General features: G+C 39.7%; 12 protein-coding genes and 2 pseudogenes. 12 read left to right on the forward strand and 2 right to left on the reverse strand.

Going from position 1 to position 20422, the window contains the following annotated elements:
- Positions 1–4: 4 nt before the first annotated feature.
- From efeB to QM460_RS09360, 6 genes are all read left to right on the forward strand, one after another.
- Entirely contained in the window at positions 5–1219 is a 1215-nt protein-coding gene (efeB, locus tag QM460_RS09335; RefSeq protein ID WP_414289934.1) for an iron uptake transporter deferrochelatase/peroxidase subunit, read from the forward strand.
- Positions 1194–2882, forward strand: a complete 1689-nt coding sequence (locus QM460_RS09340) for an FTR1 family iron permease (RefSeq protein WP_414289935.1) — start codon at positions 1194–1196, stop codon at positions 2880–2882. Before efeB ends, QM460_RS09340 begins: the two co-directional genes overlap by 26 nt.
- Positions 2882–3613, forward strand: a complete 732-nt coding sequence (tatC, locus tag QM460_RS09345; protein WP_414289936.1) for a twin-arginine translocase subunit TatC — start codon at positions 2882–2884, stop codon at positions 3611–3613. Before QM460_RS09340 ends, tatC begins: the two co-directional genes overlap by 1 nt.
- Entirely contained in the window at positions 3597–3764 is a 168-nt protein-coding gene (locus tag QM460_RS09350; RefSeq protein ID WP_000512114.1) for a twin-arginine translocase TatA/TatE family subunit, read from the forward strand. Before tatC ends, QM460_RS09350 begins: the two co-directional genes overlap by 17 nt.
- 293 nt (positions 3765–4057) lie before the next feature.
- Complete coding sequence (locus QM460_RS09355) at positions 4058–4777, forward strand: 2-C-methyl-D-erythritol 4-phosphate cytidylyltransferase (RefSeq protein WP_414289937.1); 720 nt, start codon at positions 4058–4060, stop codon at positions 4775–4777.
- Positions 4770–5792, forward strand: coding sequence for a ribitol-5-phosphate dehydrogenase (locus QM460_RS09360; RefSeq protein WP_414289938.1), 1023 nt, complete (start codon positions 4770–4772; stop codon positions 5790–5792). Before QM460_RS09355 ends, QM460_RS09360 begins: the two co-directional genes overlap by 8 nt.
- A gap of 303 nt (positions 5793–6095) precedes the next feature.
- Here QM460_RS09360 and QM460_RS09365 read toward each other — a convergent pair whose 3' ends face one another.
- Together QM460_RS09365 and QM460_RS09370 are read right to left on the reverse strand one after the other, a co-directional pair.
- Positions 6096–7298 (reverse strand): IS110 family transposase, encoded by a 1203-nt coding sequence (locus tag QM460_RS09365; protein ID WP_414289939.1) that lies wholly within the window; start codon positions 7296–7298, stop codon positions 6096–6098.
- Between the two features lie 271 nt (positions 7299–7569).
- A pseudogene (locus tag QM460_RS09370) lies at positions 7570–7965 on the reverse strand (transposase); the annotation flags it as partial.
- Positions 7966–8253: 288 nt separating this feature from the next.
- Here QM460_RS09370 and QM460_RS09375 point away from each other — a divergent pair.
- The 6 genes and pseudogenes from QM460_RS09375 to QM460_RS09400 all read left to right on the forward strand — a co-directional run.
- Positions 8254–8688, forward strand: a pseudogene (locus QM460_RS09375) (CTP--phosphocholine cytidylyltransferase); the annotation flags it as partial.
- A gap of 250 nt (positions 8689–8938) precedes the next feature.
- On the forward strand, positions 8939–9739 hold the full coding sequence (locus QM460_RS09380; protein ID WP_414289940.1) for a dihydroorotate dehydrogenase electron transfer subunit: 801 nt from the start codon (positions 8939–8941) through the stop codon (positions 9737–9739).
- Positions 9740–9749: 10 nt separating this feature from the next.
- Positions 9750–10688: a dihydroorotate dehydrogenase gene (locus tag QM460_RS09385; protein WP_414289941.1), complete on the forward strand. Its 939-nt coding sequence runs from the start codon at positions 9750–9752 to the stop codon at positions 10686–10688.
- 65 nt (positions 10689–10753) lie between these two features.
- Positions 10754–11665, forward strand: coding sequence for a bifunctional riboflavin kinase/FAD synthetase (locus QM460_RS09390; RefSeq protein ID WP_414289942.1), 912 nt, complete (start codon positions 10754–10756; stop codon positions 11663–11665).
- 826 nt (positions 11666–12491) lie between these two features.
- Complete coding sequence (locus QM460_RS09395; protein ID WP_414289943.1) at positions 12492–13583, forward strand: accessory Sec-dependent serine-rich glycoprotein adhesin; 1092 nt, start codon at positions 12492–12494, stop codon at positions 13581–13583.
- The coding region (locus QM460_RS09400) for a lectin-like domain-containing protein (protein WP_414289944.1) at positions 13543–20422 on the forward strand (6880 nt) is incomplete at its 3' end. The genes QM460_RS09395 and QM460_RS09400, both read left to right, overlap by 41 nt.

Genomic DNA, 20422 nt, shown 5'->3' on the forward strand with positions numbered 1-20422 from the left:
TAGTATGACAAACAAAGGCGAAAAATTTTTTGAACAAAAAATGGACCGTCGAGAATTTCTAAAAAAAGCAGGTATTGGAGGTGCTGGTCTCGCACTTGGTCTCTCCGGTGCTTCTGCTTTTTTCGCACCTAAGCTTGATGGTCAGGAGAAAATCTCGTACGGGGATGAAAAGATAGCCTTCTATGGCAAACACCAAGCTGGCATTACAACTGTCATGCAGAAAAACATTTATTTTGTGGTTTTAGATTTGCATACAACTGACAAAGAGAAAATCATCCAGTTATTTAAAGATTGGACGGATTATAGTGCCAAACTTGTAGAAGGAGAATTGGTTAAAAAAGATGGTAACAATAGCCTCTTACCTCCAAGTGATACTGGAGAAACAGTTGGCCTTAACCCTCATCGTTTGACCCTGACCTTTGGAGTTTCGGCTAGTTTCTTAGAAAAGATGAAACTAGAGAACAAACGTCCAACACTCTTTAGAGATTTGCCTCCTTTTCCAAAGGAACAATTACGAGAAAAGTACACGGGAGGAGATATTGTCATTCAAGCTTGTGCAGATGACGAGCAAGTTGCCTTTCATGCCGTTCGCAACCTTATCCGAAAAGGAAGAAATGCCGTTACTCTTCGTTGGAGTCAATCAGGTTTTGCAGCTATCGGTAATCGTATGGAAACTCCTCGAAATCTCTTTGGATTTAAAGACGGGACTGCTAATGTTACCACTGAGAAAGAATTTGATCAGGTTGTGTGGACAGACAGTAATGACTGGATGGAAAATGGTTCCTACATGGCCGTTCGTCGCATCCAGATGTTCCTTGATACTTGGGATAGAACCAATCTGGAGGAGCAAGAAAATACCTTTGGGCGCTATAAGGAAAGTGGAGCTCCTTTTGGTAAGAAAAACGAATTTGATGAGGTGGACTTGAGCCTTCTTCCTGACGATTCGCATGTTCGCTTAGCAAAAGAAGTGGATAAACCTCTCCTACGTCGCTCTTATTCTTATTCTGATGGCATAGATGAAAAGACTGGTCAGTTTGACACTGGTTTGCTCTTTATCTCCTTCCAAAAGGATCCGGATAGCTTTGTTAAAGTTCAGACCAATCTAGGTGCTACGGATAAAATGAATGAGTACGTTACCCATATAGGCAGTGGTCTTTTTGCCTGCTTTAGTGGAGTAGAGAAGGGAGGTTACATTGGGCAGAAATTATTGGAATCCTAAAAGTATTATCCTCCTATTTGCTTGTTTCTTCCTGTTGATTTTTCCTGTAGGAGCTAAGGAAAATTTGAGTCCCTACTTTGTGAAAATAACTGATGCAACTAAAGCTGTTAAAGAAGGCAAACAAGATCAGGCAAGAAAACTAATCGATGAAATGACCAAAGATTTCGAGAAAGTCGAGAATTCTGACTCTGAAGCAGGACGTAAAGTTCAAGAAAAGTTAGCCTTAACTGGTGATATTACTGAAGACCAGTTAACTCAGATTTCTTTAGCCCTTTTGACATTTGAGAAAGAGCAAAATCCAGTCGACCTTGATGCAGAAAAAGAGAAACTTGTAAGTCGCTTAGAACCTCGTTTTGAAGCCTTAGACAAGGCAATCGCTTCTCAAGATCTGGAAGCAGTAAGAGAAGCCTATAAAAAAATGAATTCAACCTGGACCATCAATGAAGCAGTGGTTCGCGACCATAGTACAGCTCATTATGGGCAAGTGGAAACAGCAATTTCCTTCCTGCGTAGTAGCATTGAGACTGAACCAACGAACTTTGATACTATTCAGGCATCGTTTGATGATTTGAAAAAAGCCATTTCTAACTTTGTTGAAGGTACAGAAGTTGCGACGACATCATCCAACCTGACACTGAAGGATGGGATAGATCTTTTAAAGAAGGCTTTGACCCAATTTCAAGCTGGTCAAGATAGTGAAGCAACTGCAACCATGAAGGAGTTTATTACTATTTGGCCCACCATCGAGGGTTCTGTAAGTACAACCAATCCTTCGCTTTATACCAAGGTTGAAAGTGAAAGTCCTGTCATCATGGTTAAGGGAAAGGATAGTGAATATCAAGAAAAGCTTTCTAGCTTGATTGCAGAGCTATCTCAAATTGATACTAGCGCTTCCTATAATGCATTTGACGCCATGCTCATCTTGCTCCGAGAAGGTGTAGAAGCACTCTTGATTGTCATGGCGCTTGTGACAACTTTGAAAGCTGCTAAGATGAGAAAGGGACTCAAGTGGGTCTATGGTGGTGCATTTGCGGGTATAGTGGCCAGTCTTTTAATTGCCTATATCCTACAGATTGCCTTTCCAGCAGTCACCTCAGGAACTAACCGTGAAATTATCGAAGGTACAGTCGGGATTTTTGCGGTTATCATGATGATTTTAATCGGTATTTGGCTTCATAGCAAATCCTCTGTAAAAAAATGGAATACTTTTATGGAATCACAAATGCGAACTGTCACGAAAACAGGATCTTTCCTTTCTATGTTTTCTCTGAGTTTTCTAGCGGTATTCCGAGAAGGTGCTGAGACGATTTTTTTCTACGTAGGGATTCTGCCAAGGATTTCTAGTTTCGATTTTGTCTTAGGAATTTCTCTAGCCCTCTTAGTCTTAGTCGTGATTGCCTTTGTGATGAACAAGGCCAGTCAATTTTTCCTACCTCATAAGGTTTTCTTTATCCTGACTTGGATGATTTATGCCTTAGCCTTTAAGATGACGGGAGTCAGCATTCATGCCTTACAGTTGACAAATATAATTTCAAATCATCTGATCTCAGGAATACCAACTATTGATATATTGGGAATTTACCCTAGCTTGGAAGGTTTAGCAGGACAGGCCCTCTTTATTCTTGTGGTGATTCTTGTTACTATTAGACAGGGTGAACAGTAATGGATCAAAGGGAATTGACAATTATTGAACATTTGGTAGAATTTAGAAAGAGATTGCTAGCAGTAGTTGTTTGCTTCTTTCTAGTATTCTGTGGTTCACTTATATTTGCTGATCAGGTTTATCAATATATCACACAAGGGTTTAGTCAGAAGTTAATTGTCTTGGGACCGAACGATATTTTATGGATTTATCTCCGTTTAGCAAGTTTGATGGCCTTTAGCCTTACCTTGCCCTTTAGCGTTTATCAAGTGTGGAGTTTCGTTCGACCAGCCCTTAAAACTCAAGAAGCAGGAGCGGTTTTTGCTTATATACCTGCAACATTTCTTTGTTTTATCTTGGGATTAGCCTTTGGGTTTTATTTTGTGACACCAGCTTTACTTCAGGTCTTGTTGGGATTAGGTGAAAACTTATTTGAAACGCAGTTAACTGCACAAAATTATCTAGCTTTTATCTTTCAAACTACTGTACCACTAGCATTTATCTTTGAATTGCCAGTTATCATTGCTTTTTTAACCTCAATTGATTTAATTGGGCCTGGACTACTCGTTGCTTATAGACGTTATGCTTATTTCATCTTGTTAGTATTGGCTGTTATATTGACACCTGCTGATTTTATTAGCGATTTAGCGATGACTGTTCCTTTAATCTTATTGTATGAGGTTAGTATCGCTATTAGTAAATGGATTTTTAATAGAAAAAGGAAAGGAGAAAAAGATGGGAATCTTACGTGATATTGGTGCACCAGGCTTGATCGTCATTGTCCTTGGCGCACTGTTGATTTTTGGACCAAAGCGCTTACCAGAGTTAGGCGAATCAGTAGGAAAGATGCTTGCCGAATTTAAAAAAGCTGTTAAGGGCATCGGCGAGCAAGAAGAAAAATAAACCGAATCTTTTTGAATAGAGTTGAGAAATGTTAGAAGGGAGTTATCTCTGGCAAATATTCTCAACTCTTTATATTTGGTTTAAGGTTTCTTTAAGTTTTCTATAATATTCTGAAGAACTCTATATTTGTTGAAAATAGAGTTGAGATTTTTTTATCATTCTAGTTACTTTCCCTAAAGGTATACCTAGGCTCTTTCTGACTAGAGAATTCTAGTATTTATTTCGATAAAGGGCTAGGTTGTGATATAATGGTAAAGAATGAGTTTTTTAGAACAGACTAAAGGAGTATTAAAATGATCTACGCTGGAATTTTAGCAGGTGGAACTGGCACGCGCATGGGGATTAGTAATTTACCCAAACAATTTCTTGAGTTGGGAGATCGCCCAATCTTGATTCATACTATCGAAAAATTTATTTTGGAACCAAGTATTGAAAAGATTGTGGTTGGAGTTCACGGAGACTGGGTGACACACGCAGAAGATTTAGTTGAAAAATTCCTACCACTCCACAAGGATCGTATTATCATCACAAAAGGTGGTGCGGATCGTAATTCTAGTATTGAAAAAATTATTGAAGCTATCGATGCTTACCGTCCACTAACAGAAGATGATATCGTAGTGACGCATGATTCGGTTCGTCCCTTTATCACACTTCGCATGATTCAAGACAATATCGCTCTTGCTCAAAAACATGATGCGGTTGATACTGTGGTTGAAGCAGTGGATACTATCGTTGAAAGTACAAATGGTCAGTTCATTACAGATATTCCAAATCGTGCTCATCTATACCAAGGACAAACTCCACAAACCTTCCGTTGTAAAGACTTTATTGACTTGTATGGTTCTTTATCAGCAGAAGAAAAAGAAATTTTAACAGATGCATGTAAAATCTTTGTCATTAAGGGTAAAGACGTAGCCTTAGCTAAAGGTGAATACTCAAACCTTAAAATTACAACAGTTACAGACTTGAAGATTGCTAAAAGCATGATTGAGAAAGACCAGAGACATGATTAATCAAATTTATCAACTGACAAAACCAAAGTTTATTAATATTAAATATCAGGAAGAAGAAATTGATCAAGAGAATCATATCCTCATCCGACCAAACTATATGGCTGTTTGTCATGCGGATCAGCGCTACTATCAAGGAAAACGAGATCCAAAAATTTTAGCCAAAAAACTACCTATGGCTATGATTCATGAGTCTTGTGGTACAGTCATTTCTGACCCAACAGGGACCTACAAAGTTGGTCAGAAGGTTGTCATGATTCCAAATCAACCACCTATGCAAAGTGATGAGGAATTCTACGAAAACTACATGACTGGAACGTATTTCCTATCTAGTGGCTATGATGGATTCATGCGTGAATTTGTTTCTCTGCCTAAAGACCGTGTAGTTTCCTACGACGAGATTGAAGACACAGTTGCAGCTATTACTGAGTTTGTCAGTGTGGGCATGCACGCTATGAATCGTTTCATGACAATTTCTCACAGTAGACGTCAACGAATCGCTGTCATTGGTGATGGTAGTTTAGCTTTTGTCATGGCTAATATTATCAACTATACCTTGCCTGAAGCTGAGATTATTGTTATCGGACGTCATTGGGAGAAATTAGAACTCTTCTCATTTGCAAAAGAGCTCTACATTACTGATAGCATTCCAGAAGATTTAAGTTTTGACCATGGTTTCGAATGTTGTGGTGGTGATGGATGCGGGCCTGCTATCAATGACTTGATTCGCTACATCAAACCACAAGGTACCATTTTGATGATGGGTGTTAGTGAGTATAAGGTTAATATCAACACTCGGGACTCATTGGAAAAAGGCTTGCTATTAGTAGGCTCTTCACGTTCTGGAAGAATTGACTTTGAAAATGCTATCAAAATGATGGAAATTAAAAAATTTGCCAATCGTTTGAAGAATATCATTTATCTAGAAGAACCAGTCAGAGAAATCAAAGATATTCACCGAGTTTTTGCAACTGACTTAAATACCGCATTTAAGACAGTCTTTAAGTGGGAAGTCTAATGGAGGAAGATTGTGGAAAAAATCATTAATCATAACCACCCGTCAAATGGGTAGTTTGTACCAGGGCTATAAGCCCAGATAAAAGGAAAAAACTTAATGTCATTAAGTTAAGAAATTCAGACTCTTTTCTACCATTTGTCAAATCTATCAAGGCTTTAAGTAAAAAAAGAGATAAGACAGTAGCTATTCTGAGGTTACTGTCTTATTTTTAACACTTTTTGATCCATAAAAGGGCATGCTAAAAAAACACCTCATCTGGTATTTTTTGAAGCAAGGTGTTACAATAATACGGCATAGACATCCTTATCGATTTTGGGTCAAAGAGTAATCGTAAAGTTTGTTATGCGTAATGAGGTAATACATTGTTCGAATGAGCCGATGTATAGAGGCAATCGTATGTGGCTTAGTTGAAGCTATTGTCGATTGTCTTTTTCGTTTCTCATAAAAGTCAGCGATATGGCAGGGATTGGTATGACTAGCTGAAGCGATGTTGTGAATGCACTTGAACAAGATTTTTTTGGCATAGGGATTACCTCGTTTAGTGATGTGTTCCTTAGCGAGAAAGTTCCCAGATTCAAAGTGTCTCAGATCAATGCCAATAAAAGCGTTGATTTGATTGGTAGACTGAAAGCGACGAATATCTCCTAATTCGCCAATGATAGATGCCGCTGTGGTTTCTGCAATGCCAGGAATTGACCGTAAGATATCATACTCTGGTAAAGGCTGAGCTAGAGCTACCATGTCGTTTAAGACAACTTGTCTGCTTTCAGAAATACGAAGCAATTCTTGAGCATAGTAACGAACCTCTTCAAGCATTGGAGAGGTTTTCTTGACCGCACAAAAAGATTGTTTAGCGAGTTTTATAAGTTTATCAGTCAGGTAAGCAATACGCTTTTCAGAGATGCGTTTGGAGGTAGATTGACGGATAATCTCACACAAGTCACTTTGAGATAGGCTTAATATAAACTCTTTACAAGGAAAAGCCATCACTAAGTTCCAATATTGTTCTCCAGTTGGTGTGGATAAGAGATTTTCCAATTCAGGAAAGGTGACTTGTAGGACCTTGTGCAGACGGTTTTTAGCTCGAACAAGATCTTCAGTCATATTTTGATAGAAGCGGCTTAAATCACGCAGGTGTTGATAAACTTCTTCCTGCACGTAAGTTGGTTTACGATTGTGCACAAGCTGAGATTTAGCCAACTTTTCAGCGCCAATTTTATCTGTTTTACGAACTCTCAGACTGTCCAATTGCTTCTTAGCTTCCAGTGGATTTAGCCGTGTATAAGCGTAACCACATTCTTCAAGAAAGGCTTGAAGACGTCTAGAATAGACGCCTGTGGCCTCAAATATAATCTCAGGGTTATGCACAGTTTTCAAGTCCCCCAACAGGCGATTGAATCCAATGGCATCATTGAGCATGGTGAAACCATGAACCTTCTCACCGTTGACTAAAATTGCCACCTCAGAACATGTTTTACTTACATCAATTCCAAATACTGCACGCATGACATTACCTCTTTTGTCTTGAATAATTCCATGTTTTAGTGATTTTATTTTCAATACGCGATGTCTAGCGTCCCACATACTTTGATCAAATTCTACCTAAAACAGGTGTCTTGCCAGTTTGTCAAGCGACGTCTAGCGTCAAAGAACCCTACGACTTTACAAGACACCACTACTTTAACATAAAGAAAAAGTAGTGAGTACTCTCTCCCGTCGGAGATTTCTTCACTACTAATCTTAGTATGTTTGTCAACTGTAGTGGGTTGAATAAAAGCTAACATCTGGAGAGGACAATCGTTGTCCTCTCCATTTTTATATTCAGAGCGATGAAAATTCTTTTATTAAAGTTGTCAAAGTTCCTAAAACCAAAGGCATTTCGTTTGATGAGTTTAATGAGATTATTGGTTGCTTCCAATTTGGCGTTGGAATAAGGTAATTGAAGGGCGTTGACAATCTTTTCTTTATCCTTGAGGAAGGTTTTCAAGACAGTCTGAAAAAGAGGATGAACCTGCTTTAGATTTTCCTCAATAAGTCCGAAAAATTTGTCAGACTCTTTATTCTGGAAGTGAAAAAGCAAGAGCTGATAGAGATTATAGTGGTGTTTCAACTCTTCTGAATAGCTCAAAAGCTTGTCTAGAATCTCTTTATTCGTCAAGTGCATACGAAAAGTAGACAGAACTCTCATTTTAAAGAAAATTATAGTCAATTGAAACAAGAACAAGACAAAAGTGCTTCAAAAAAGTATTGTAACTTGGCAATACCCTTTTGAGGTGCTTTTTAAGGCTCTATAATATTTGTAGTGGGTGATATTATGGATCCTATTTTGTTGTAGAAAAAAAGTCCCATATCGTCTATAATGAAAAGCGACGAAACAACTCATTAGAAAGAATCATATGGAACAATTACATTTTATCACAAAACTCTGAAATATGATTACGAAGAGTGAAAGCGACCCAGAATGATTTTCACGAAAGAAGAGTTGGCTAACAGCTACGTTATTGATGCGGATAACTATCTTTTCGAGAATATGTTCCGAAATGACATCGAACGTTCAACATACTTCAGCGTTTATCGTGAAGACTGTGACAATGAATGGTTCCTAGTTTATGGTGATGACTATAAAGTACAAGATATCATCGTTGATAGCAAGAATGGACGTATTTTGAGTGGTGTGTCATTCTGGGATGCTCCAACAGCGGAGAAGATTGTTGGATTTATAGATCAGGCCTATGCAAGTGGCGAATTTGTTGATCTCTATTGGGACAACATGGTCAAAGACAACATTAAAAAATTAGATGTTTATGTAGAAGAGTTAGAAGAAAACTCTATCTATGAAATCGATAGTGTCAAAGATTATCAAAAATTGGAGAAGATTCTCTCTTCACAAAAATAAGGAAAATAAAATACGTCAGACACCTTACCTATTTTTGCTTGACTTTTTAGGGTTGATACAGTATACTAGTAAAAATTTAACCTTTAAGGGAAGTCCAGAGAGGCTCACAAGGTGTCAGATAGAAAATAGATTACACAAACTTCGAATAAACAAAGTTTATTTGATTCTTTTCTGTAAGTATCTTACTGAAACCTTGCGATTGCAAGGTTTTTCTTTTTCTGAACCCCTTAAAATTTAAGGAGGAAAAGTTATGAATCCAAATTGTAAAAAACGCATGGGTGTTATTCGCTTGGAAACCATGAAAGTAGTGTCTCAACAGGAAATCGCACCAGCGATCTTTGAACTAGTACTTCAAGGAGAAATGGTTGAAGCTATGAAAGCAGGCCAATTTCTTCATTTACGAGTTCCTGATGATGCTCATCTCTTGCGGCGTCCGATTTCAATCTCGTCTATAGATAAGGCTAATAAACAATGCCATCTTATTTATCGTATCGAAGGTTCTGGTACGGCAATTTTTTCAACCTTAAAAACAGGTGATAGCTTAGATGTTATGGGACCTCAGGGGAATGGTTTTGATTTATCTGATTTAGAGCAGCATAGTCGTGTTCTCTTAGTTGGTGGCGGAATTGGTGTACCTCCTTTACTTGAAGTAGCTAAGCAACTGCATGAGCGTGGTGTAGATGTCACAACGGTTCTAGGATTTGCGACCAAAGATGCAGTTATTTTGGAAGATGAATTATCTCAATACAGCAAAGTCTTTGTAACGACTGATGATGGTTCTTATAGAACCCAAGGAAATGTATCAGTAGTGATTGATGAATTTGACACAGAATTTGATGCCATATACTCATGTGGGGCACCTGGTATGATGAAATACATCAATCAAACCTTTTACAATCATCCAAGAGCTTATCTATCTCTTGAATCCCGTATGGCCTGTGGTATGGGGGCTTGCTACGCTTGCGTCTTGAAAGTACCAAATAGTGAAACGGTTAGTCAACGTGTCTGTGAAGATGGGCCTGTCTTTAAAACAGGAACAGTAGTTTTATAAGGAGAGTGTCATGACTGCAAATCGATTACAAGTTTCTCTACCGGGTTTAGAATTAAAGAATCCTATCATTCCTGCTTCAGGTTGTTTTGGCTTTGGTCAAGAATATGCCAAATACTATGATTTAGACATTTTAGGCTCTATCATGATTAAGGCAACTACACTTGAGCCGCGTTTTGGTAATCCTACTCCTCGAGTAGCAGAAACCCCTGCAGGTATGCTTAACGCTATTGGTTTACAAAATCCAGGTTTAGAGGTCGTTCTCTCTGAGAAACTACCATGGCTTCAAAGAGAATATCCAAATCTCCCTATCATCGCCAATGTCGCTGGATTTTCAAAACAAGAGTACGCAGCCGTTTCTCATGGTATTTCCAAGGCAACTAACGTGAAAGCTATTGAGCTCAATATCTCTTGTCCTAACGTCGATCATGGAAATCATGGACTTTTAATTGGACAGGACCCTGAGTTGGCCTATGATGTGGTGAAGGCTGCCGTAGAAGCATCAGATGTGCCCGTTTACGTCAAATTAACCCCTAGTGTGACGGATATCGTGACTATTGCAAAAGCAGTAGAAGATGCTGGAGCTAGTGGTCTCACAATGATCAATACCCTTGTTGGGATGCGTTTTGACCTTAAAACCAGAAAGCCGATTATCGCAAATGGGACAGGTGGCATGTCTGGACCTGCTGTATTTCCTGTAGCCCTAAAACTAATCCGTCAAGTAGCTCAAACAACCAAGCTTCCAATCATTGGTATGGGAGGAGTGGATTCAGCTGAAGCGGCCTTAGAAATGTATCTGGCAGGAGCCTCAGCAATCGGTGTCGGAACAGCCAACTTTACGAATCCCTATGCTTGTCCAGATATTATCGAAAATCTACCAAAAGTCATGGATAAGTATGGGATCGAAAGTCTAGAAATGTTGCGAAAAGAAGTCAGAGAAAATTTGCTCTAAGTTTTATGTCCTGAATTCAGTCTAAATTGTTTTGAAAGCGCCATTTTTCTGGTATAATAAATACTATGATTATTACAGTACCTATTAAAACAGAAAAAGATATTGCAACACCAGGACCAAACGTCCTTGTACTAGGTTATTTTGATGGAGTTCACCTTGGACATCAAAAATTATTTGATATAGCTTCTAACATTGCTGCTGAAAAGCGCCAGGGAGTAGCTCTAGTAACTTTTAACGAATCACCAAAACTAACTCTGAATCAATACTCACCTGAACACTTATTGCATATTTTGAATGTTAGCGAACGTGAACGTCGATTGAAGCGAGCTGGAGTTGAGAGCTTGTATTTGATGGATTTCACTAGTCGAGTAGCAAATATGACTGCAAAAGAATTCATTGATACCTACGTCAAGGAAGCAAAGGCAGATACGATTGTAGTTGGTTTTGACTATACTCTTGGTTCAGATAGAAAAACAGCTGAGGATTTAAAAGAACTCTTCCATGGAGAAGTAGTTATTGTTCCACCAGTTGAGGACGAAAAGGGGAAAATTAGTTCAACGCGCATTCGCCAAGCCATTCTAGAAGGAGATGTAAAAGAAGCAGGCAAACTTTTGGGATTCCCTTTACCAACGAGAGGTGTAGTGGTTCACGGAAATGCTCGAGGTCGAACTATTGGCTTCCCAACAGCTAATCTAGTCAACTTGGATCGGACATATATGCCAGCTGATGGTGTTTATGCCGTTGACGTTGAAATTCAAAGAAAAGTCTATCGTGGTATGGCGAGTCTAGGTAAAAATGAAACCTTTGATGGTGAAGAAGAGCGTTTTGAAGTTCATATCTTTGATTTTTCTGACGATATCTATGGGGAAACTGTCATCGTTTCCTGGTTGGACCGTATCCGTGATATGGTAAAATTTGATAGTGTTGATCAATTGGTTAAGCAACTAGAAGAAGATGAAAAGATAGCTAGAAAATAAAATCAAAAAATAGTAGAGTTTGGGATTTTCTCAAACTCTTTTTTAGATAGGGAATTAGCAATCTAAAAAATGTATTTTAAAAACTGATCAATTTTGATATAATTTAATGTTCAAACTAAAGGAGACACTTATGTTTAAGGAAAAAAGTATAACGCAACGCAAGCTTTAGATCTAAGAGATGTAGATCATCTTTATCTTGTAGAAACGAAGATTAATAAGTCTTTGTTTTCGAAAAAAATTATCAATTTTGTTATATCCGTAAGAATGGCAAGAAAAAACAAGATATGGTTTTGAAATCAACAAAAACAGTTCAAGAAGTGCTTGAAGAACTTTGGAGTCTTATTTCAAAAAATTCCCCTAATATTCAACTTGGACTGTAAAAAGAAAGCATCGGAATTTGATGCTTTTTATGTTTATGCTAATCTTATTTAATCTTTACAACCTTGCTAAATTTTTGAGGCAATTCTTAAATCTATTTGCAATGTTTTCTTTTTGTTATAAAATTCAGGAATCTTCAGTACGCTTGAAAAAATATGTATCCACCCTTTGAAATTTTCAAAGAAATTTCATCATTTCTATTAACTATGTATAGTGCTAACAAAAATAGAAAGCATGATTTTGACAATTTAAACAGTTCAAATGGTTAATAGGATATCATCTCGTAAAGATAGTTTCATATTCTTTATGAAAATTAGATAAAATGGCTAAATTAATAACGTTTTCTTTCTAATTTTTATCTGAAACAAATGGAAAAAATAGTTAAAAAATGGTAAAATAAAAGGTAACCTCAATTTTTATAATTGAAAGAAAAATGGAAGGTATTTACATGTTTTTTAAAAGAAATGAAGGTCAATTTAGAGAGACAGACCGTGTTACAAGATTTAAGTTAATCAAGTCTGGTAAGCACTGGTTACGTGCTTCTACTTCCCTCTTTGGTTTATTTAAAGTCATTCGTGGTGGTGTCGATACTGCTCAAGTGTCAACAGAAGTTGTTGAAGAGCGTTCTTCCACACCATTGACAGGAATCGATGTCCTTAAGGGGATAGTTGCGGCCGGTTCGGTTATCGGTGGCGGAGCAATCGTTCAAACACAGGTTCATGCCAATGAACAAACTGCTGTTGAAAAAGTCATTGAAACAGATGATACGCTCGTTGCTACAGATAAAGTTGTTCTAGGGACAGTTGGGCAAGAAAATCAAGAAACTCCAGCTTCAGATATGACTTCTCAGTCTATTAGCGAGAGTGTTTCAGTCTCTGAAAGTCAATCCCTATCAGAGTCCTTGTCTTCATCAGTGTCTGCAAGTACATCTGCGTCAGAGTCAGCTTCAACCTCTGCCTCTATGTCAACTTCAGCATCTACCTCAGTCTCAACTTCAATTTCAACTTCAAGCAGTACTTCCGAGTCACTTACAAGATCAGAAAGCCTCTCAGAAACTGGTTCTACTAGTTCTGTTGCCACAAACTCAACAAGTAAGAGTGCTACTGATGAAACTTCTAAGGTTGAGGAAGTAGTGGCGAATAAAGATAGTGCTACAATTACCTATAAGTCAACTCCAGCTAACTTGAATACTGCTTCAGCAAGCTCAGGTATTTCTGATAAAGTCAATGGCAATTCTGCTGATATGTTGACAACAGTAGCGACAGGGGTAGTAACTGCGACTGAAACTGACAAAAAACGAGCAGAGCAAGAGAAAAAACTCAAGAGTCTTTCAGATGAGATTGGAACCTATCTCGGTCGTCTTGGAAATCGTGAAGGTGCTGAAAGCGCGCTTCTAAAAGGAAAAGCTACGATTGAAGCTATTCAAAATGCTTTGACAGATCCTAACGCTGACCTTAACACCCTTATCTCTGAAGCTACTAGAACACGTAATAGTGTGTGTGGTAAACACAGTTCTTCGTGCAAGCTCTGGAGCGCGTGACTACCGTAATGGTCAAGCTTTGACTTCTTCAAATGACTTTCGTATTCCATTTAATACAAATACTTCTTTGGGAAATGCAAGTTATGATTCCAAGGCTAAACTAATTGTTACCAATAAAAACCAAGCAAACTACTTTAAAACATCAGGGAATGCAAATCTTAGTGATGGTACGGTAACATTAACACAAAACGCTGGTGGTCAAGCTGGATCTTATACATTGAAAACTAAGATTGATATGACTGAGAGTTTCACTCTGACAGGTAAGATCAATCTTGGAGATTCTTATGAAGGTCATACTAATGGTCACTATGGTGGTGATGGGATTGCTGCAGTGTTTTCAACAGCCGAACCGGGTGTCATCGGTAATGGTGGTAAAAATCATAATGGTGCTGGTGGCTCTCTCGGTATGGGAGGAGATAACCTCAAGGGTTCCTTTGGTTTTAAGCTTGATACCTATCACAATACTAGTAGAACTAATCCTATTGATAAAGCATCTTCTGATCCCGGAAGTGTAGGTGGTGGTGGCGCCTTTGGTGGTTTTATCTATAACTATAATGGTAACAATGCTGGGGCACGAGGAACCGTCTATCCAGTAATACGTACATTTTCAAAATTGGCTCAAAATCCAACGGATAATTCTCTGAAAGATTACCAAGTTTCCTACGACGGTAGAACGAAAGAAATGACGGTTACCTACAATGGTCAAACATGGTCTATGAACCTGCAATCAGACAAACTGGCACTGATGAGTGATGCGAATGTATGGGGAAATCCAGATACTAATGCACTTAAGTACCAAAATACTTTCAATAGTTTATTATCAAACGCTGGATATCCTGAAGAGCTAGCCTTGGCTATTTTTGCTTCTACTGGTTCTGCATATAACTTGCAACAGTTTAGACTAGAAAAATTTGAATACTCTGCTCGTGGTGCCTATGTCACAGTTAATTTCATCGATGCAGATACTGGAGAGGAGATCCCTGGTAAGGATGAGGTGTTTATCCAACAACTTCCAGGAACTACGGTCGATCTTAGCCAATATCTGAATATTGACGGATACCAATTGAAGGCGACTAACGTTGCTACTGCCAAAGGATACGTTTCGGGCAATACTGTTAGAGTTCTTGAAGGAAAACAAGGAATTACCTATGCCTTCCATAAAATCAGACAAAATGAACTTTATAATGCAACTGCAAAGGTTCCAACTGTCTACGCTGTTCAGGGGGAAACTACCGCAGATCTTGCTAATGCAAATAATTTTGTGACTATCGATCCAGTTGATAGCTCAACACCAGCTGTAACTGGACATAGGATTTCTTGGCTAACACCAATCTCTACTAGTGCAACTGGGGCACAAACAGCTCAAGCACGTGTTACCTACTCTGATAACTCAACCTCGGATGTAACTATCAACTATACTGTTTATCCGAAAGTTGAAACCAAGACATACAATGGTGTGACAGGTAAGTTCTATGCCTTTAAGTCAAACCTACCTGGTGATAGAGTTACAGGAAATGGCTGGGCCAACAACATCGGTGGTACGATTGAACAGTATACAAACCTAGGAGATTCAGCATTAGCTGGTACTAAATGGTCCTATAAGTATAAAATCAATAACCAAGGTGCTGAGATTGTTACTCCTGTCGGTACACAACGTTTCCAAGAAGTGTGGAATACTACTGGTTCAGATGCTAAGAGTCATAGTACGACCTATACTGTCGTGGCTACCTATCCAAACGGACGTTATGGTACTGTGTCTTCTAGTAACCCTGCCTTGACAAGTGAGACAAGCTTTGACTATACAGTAGTTGATCCTGTAGCTAAACAAGATTATGTAACAACTGTAGGTGATAAGACTCCATTAGCTGATATTATTACTAATCCAGAAAACGCACTGAAGAATTCAAATACTAATGTTACTTTCCCTGCGGGTACAACCTATAGTTGGGATCAAACCCCTGACGATGCTACGGTAGCAAATCCAGGATTTTACACTAGAAATGTGAGAATCACACTGCCACAAGGTTCATACAGTGGAGCTTTGGGAAATAACAGACCAGTTCCAGTAATTATCAAGGTCAATCCACAAGCACCTCAAATCGCAGATGATCAGGTAACTAACACAGGTGGTCTTCCAAATAAAGGAATTACAGTCACCAATGTGACGCCGGGTGCACTTGTTACCCTGACATTAAATGGACATACATTCCCTAAGACAGCGGGGAATAATGACACAAGCGTAACCTTTACTGCGACAGATTTGAAAGCGGCCTATGATGGAAATGACGGTCTCCTTCCAGCAGGTAACGTAACTGTTAAGCAAAGTAAGGTTTTCCAAAATCCAGGTACTAGTGCAAATGAAACCTTGGAGTCAACTACAGCGACTAAAACTATTACCAAGGAAACTGAAAAACCAGTTATTAGTTATAGTGTCGAGGTTAAAAATGCACAAGGTACTTGGACTACAGTTTCTAAAAAGACAATTATCCAAGGAAAACCAGCTGGATATGAAATCTTTGCAGGTGACGATTATCGTGTAGTTGCTACTTCTAAGGATAACAGCGGAAAGATTAACAAGTTTGAGGTTTCTGATAACAGATCACCACAAACAAACTTTATTGATTCAAACTATGCATCGGGTGGTACTATAAATAGTATAGGAACTACTACTGTAGCTACCGACGCAAGTCCTGCGAAGATTGAAATTACTGGTAAATATAATGACACCAGAACTTGGTCATCAAGTAATTTTTGGACACGTAAATTCATTTCAAGAGATTTGAGTGGTAATGAGCTAGAATCAGAAACATTTATTGTTGCACAAGGGAAATTGAATGAAAAATTCCCAGGAGCTCAACCTACTAACGCTATTTCGGTTGCAAATCCAAATGCGTTGACAAATGATGAACGCACCAAGATTCTTGATGCAGTGAAAACAGCAAACCCTCAGGTAACCAACCGCATTAGCGATTATAGTATTGCTACCGATGGTACTGTAACGATTACCTACAAAGATGGCACAACGAATACTGTTGCACCAAAAGTGAAGTATGGAGTTGAAAAAGTTGCGGACACTTTCTATGCAGTTAGCAATGAAACTTTAGCAAACCTTACACCAGCAAACTTTGTACGTGCAGTTGGGGATCAACCTCTTCCTACAGGAACAACAGTGAGCTGGAAGAAGGCACCAACATTTGAAGCTGGAGACCATAATGGCAGCGGTGCAGCTATATTGACTGTCACTCATCCAGATGGTTCTACAACAGATTTATCCTATAACTACAAAGTTTATCCAAAAGTTGAAGTTAAAACTTATAATGGTGTGACAGGTAAGTTCTATGCCTTCAAGTCAAATCTCCCTGGTGATAAAGTTACTGGAGGAGACTGGGCTAATAACATTGGTGGAACAATCCAACAATATACAAACCTAGGAGACACAGGTTTATCTGGAATCGCAAAATGGTCATATAAGTATAGAGTCAATAATCAAGGAACTGAGATCGTTACTCCTGTTGGCACACAACTTTTCCATGATGTATGGAATACTACTGGTACAGATGCCAAGAGCCACAGTACAACTTATACAGTAATTGCTTCTTATCCAAACGGTCGTTTTGGTACGGTATCTTCTAGCAATCCAGCCTTGACAAGTGAGACAAGCTTTGACTATACAGTCGTTGATCCTGTAGCTAAACAAGATTATGTGACAACTGTAGGCGATAAGACTCCATTAGCTGATATCATTGCTAATCCAGGAAACGCACTGAAGAATTCAAATACTGCTATTTCTTTCCCAGCAGGAACTACATTTAGTTGGGTTCAGGCTCCTGATGACGCTATGCTGGCAAACCCTGGGGTTTATACGAAAAAAGTTACAGTCACTCTACCGCAGGGATCCTATGGTGGAGCTCCTGGTAATAGTAGAACAGTCGATGTGACTATTAAGGTCAATCCACAAGCGCCACAAATCACTGATGATCAAGTAAATAATACAGGTGGATTGCCAAAGCGTTCGATCGTTGTTACGAATGTCACACCTGGAGCTCTTGTAACATTAACATTAGCTGGTCATACATTCACGAAGACTGCTAAGGACAATGAAACAAGCGTCACATTTGAACCAACAAAATTGCAGGATGCTTATGATGGCAATAACGGTCTTCTTCCAACAGGTGATGTAACTGTTAAGCAAGAGAAGACAGTCAGTCTACCGGGTGGTGGAACTGAAACCTTGAGTTCGGCTACAACGACGAAGACGATTACCAAGGAAACTGAAAAGCCTAATGTTACTGTCAAGGTTGAAGTATTTGATGAGGACACAAATTCTTGGGTAGAAGCACCTAGATTCCCACATAATTCTGACAAGATTTACAAAATTTATGCGGGGGATAAATTCCGAGTTATTGTCGAAACATCAGATAATAGCGGAAAAGTTAAAAATATTGAAGCTTGGAACAATGAGACGAGCGAGCAAACACGATGGATTACAACAAAGATTGTTGATGATTATGCTACAGGGGGAGTGGCTATCCAAAAAACAAACGATCCTGTAGAAGCATCTCTAGCTAAACCATATACTCATCAATTGACAACTGATGGAATTTATAATGCTGATCAAGTTTTTAATCCAAGAAAAGATTATACTAGCACTGCAACTCCAGATAATGATGAAACACCAAATACTTGGACAAGATTTGCTAGAGTTAGAGACCTCTCTGATAATACAACAGCTGAGAAGTATATCATTCGACAAGCACCATTGAGTGAGAAGTATACTCCAGCTGTACCAACAGTTATCCAGGTCTCAAATGTTACAAATCCTACAGTGGAAGATCGTGCGAAGATTCTAGATGTGATTAAAGAAGCGAATAAGAATGCTAAACAAGTTAAATCTTACGCAGTGGATAATAGCGGAAATGTTATAGTTACATACGACGATAACACGACAGATATATTTAAACCAAAATTATCTGATTCAGATTCTAGAAGTGCAAGCACATCAGCCTCAGAATCCGCATCAACAAGCGCATCAGTAAGTGCAATGACCAGTGCATCGACATCAGCGTCAGTAAGCGCAATGACTAGCGCCAGCACATCAGCAAGTACATCAGTTTCAACGAGCGCAAGTACATCAGCAAGCACGTCAACTTCAACGAGCGCAAGTACATCTGCATCAACAAGTGCAAGCACGTCAGCAAGTACGTCCGCTTCAACAAGTGCAAGCACATCAGCAAGCACATCTGCCTCAACAAGTGCAAGCACGTCAGCAAGTACATCTGCATCAACGAGCGCAAGCACGTCAGCAAGTACATCGGCTTCAACAAGTGCAAGTACGTCAGCAAGCACATCTGCCTCAACAAGTGCAAGCACATCAGCAAGCGCGTCGGCGTCAACAAGTGCAAGCACGTCAGCCTCAACGAGCGCAAGCACATCGGCAAGCACATCGGCAAGTACATCTGCATCAACAAGTGCAAGCACGTCAGCAAGTACGTCGGCCTCAACGAGCGCAAGCACATCGGCTTCAACAAGCGCAAGCACATCAGCTTCAACAAGCGCAAGTACATCTGCTAGCACATCTGCTTCAACGAGCGCAAGCACCTCAGCAAGCACATCTGCTTCAACAAGTGCAAGCACGTCAGCAAGTACGTCGGCTTCAACAAGTGCAAGCACTTCAGCAAGTACATCCGTATCAACAAGTGTAAGTACGTCAGCAAGTACATCCGCATCAACAAGTGCAAGCACGTCAACAAGTACATCTGCAAGCACGTCAGCCTCAACAAGTGCAAGTACGTCAGCAAGTACATCCGCATCAACAAGTGCAAGTACGTCAGCAAGTACGTCAGCCTCAACAAGTGCAAGTACATCGGCATCAACAAGTGCAAGCACATCAGCAAGTACGTCAGCCTCAACAAGTGCAAGCACATCAGCAAGTACGTCAGCCTCAACAAGTGCAAGCACATCAGCAAGTACGTCAGCCTCAACAAGTGCAAGTACATCAGCAAGTACGTCGGCTTCAACAAGTGCAAGTACATCAGCAAGCACATCAGCAAGTACGTCGGCTTCAACAAGTGCAAGTACATCGGCAAGCACGTCAGCATCAACAAGTGCAAGCACGTCAGCAAGTACATCAGCCTCAACGAGCGCAAGCACATCAGCAAGTACGTCGGCTTCAACAAGTGCAAGTACATCGGCTAGCACTTCAGCTTCAACAAGTGCAAGCACTTCAGCAAGTACATCAGCATCAACGAGCGCAAGCACATCAGCAAGTACGTCAGCTTCAACGAGCGCAAGCACATCGGCTAGCACTTCAGCAAGTACATCCGCTTCAACAAGTGCAAGTACATCAGCAAGCACATCGGCCTCAACGAGCGCAAGCACGTCAGCAAGTACATCGGCATCAACAAGTGCAAGTACTTCAGCAAGCACGTCGGCATCAACAAGTGCAAGTACGTCAGCAAGCACGTCTGCTTCAACAAGTGCAAGTACATCAGCAAGCACATCTGCTTCAACAAGTGCAAGCACATCGGCTAGCACGTCGGCTTCAACAAGTGCAAGCACGTCAGCAAGTACATCTGCTTCAACAAGTGCAAGCACATCAGCAAGTACGTCGGCATCAACGAGCGCAAGCACATCAGCAAGTACGTCAGCCTCAACAAGTGCAAGCACATCAGCAAGTACGTCAGCCTCAACAAGTGCAAGTACATCGGCTAGCACGTCGGCTTCAACAAGTGCAAGTACATCAGCAAGCACATCAGCAAGTACGTCGGCTTCAACAAGTGCAAGTACATCGGCAAGCACGTCAGCATCAACAAGTGCAAGCACGTCAGCAAGTACATCAG

The organism is Streptococcus infantis, from assembly GCF_047464415.1.
GTDB classification, from domain to species: Bacteria; Bacillota; Bacilli; order Lactobacillales; family Streptococcaceae; genus Streptococcus; species Streptococcus infantis_AE.

What these genes read in the sequence shown, in the direction of transcription:
- QM460_RS09395 (WP_414289943.1), top strand. Translation starts at nt 12,492, where the DNA reads ATGTTTTTTAAAAGAAATGAAGGTCAATTTAGAGAGACAGACCGTGTT.
- QM460_RS09365 (WP_414289939.1), bottom strand. Translation starts at nt 7,298, where the DNA reads ATGCGTGCAGTATTTGGAATTGATGTAAGTAAAACATGTTCTGAGGTG.
- tatC (WP_414289936.1), top strand. Translation starts at nt 2,882, where the DNA reads ATGGATCAAAGGGAATTGACAATTATTGAACATTTGGTAGAATTTAGA.
- QM460_RS09380 (WP_414289940.1), top strand. Translation starts at nt 8,939, where the DNA reads ATGAATCCAAATTGTAAAAAACGCATGGGTGTTATTCGCTTGGAAACC.
- QM460_RS09390 (WP_414289942.1), top strand. Translation starts at nt 10,754, where the DNA reads ATGATTATTACAGTACCTATTAAAACAGAAAAAGATATTGCAACACCA.
- QM460_RS09355 (WP_414289937.1), top strand. Translation starts at nt 4,058, where the DNA reads ATGATCTACGCTGGAATTTTAGCAGGTGGAACTGGCACGCGCATGGGG.
- QM460_RS09350 (WP_000512114.1), top strand. Translation starts at nt 3,597, where the DNA reads ATGGGAATCTTACGTGATATTGGTGCACCAGGCTTGATCGTCATTGTC.
- QM460_RS09360 (WP_414289938.1), top strand. Translation starts at nt 4,770, where the DNA reads ATGATTAATCAAATTTATCAACTGACAAAACCAAAGTTTATTAATATT.
- QM460_RS09385 (WP_414289941.1), top strand. Translation starts at nt 9,750, where the DNA reads ATGACTGCAAATCGATTACAAGTTTCTCTACCGGGTTTAGAATTAAAG.
- efeB (WP_414289934.1), top strand. Translation starts at nt 5, where the DNA reads ATGACAAACAAAGGCGAAAAATTTTTTGAACAAAAAATGGACCGTCGA.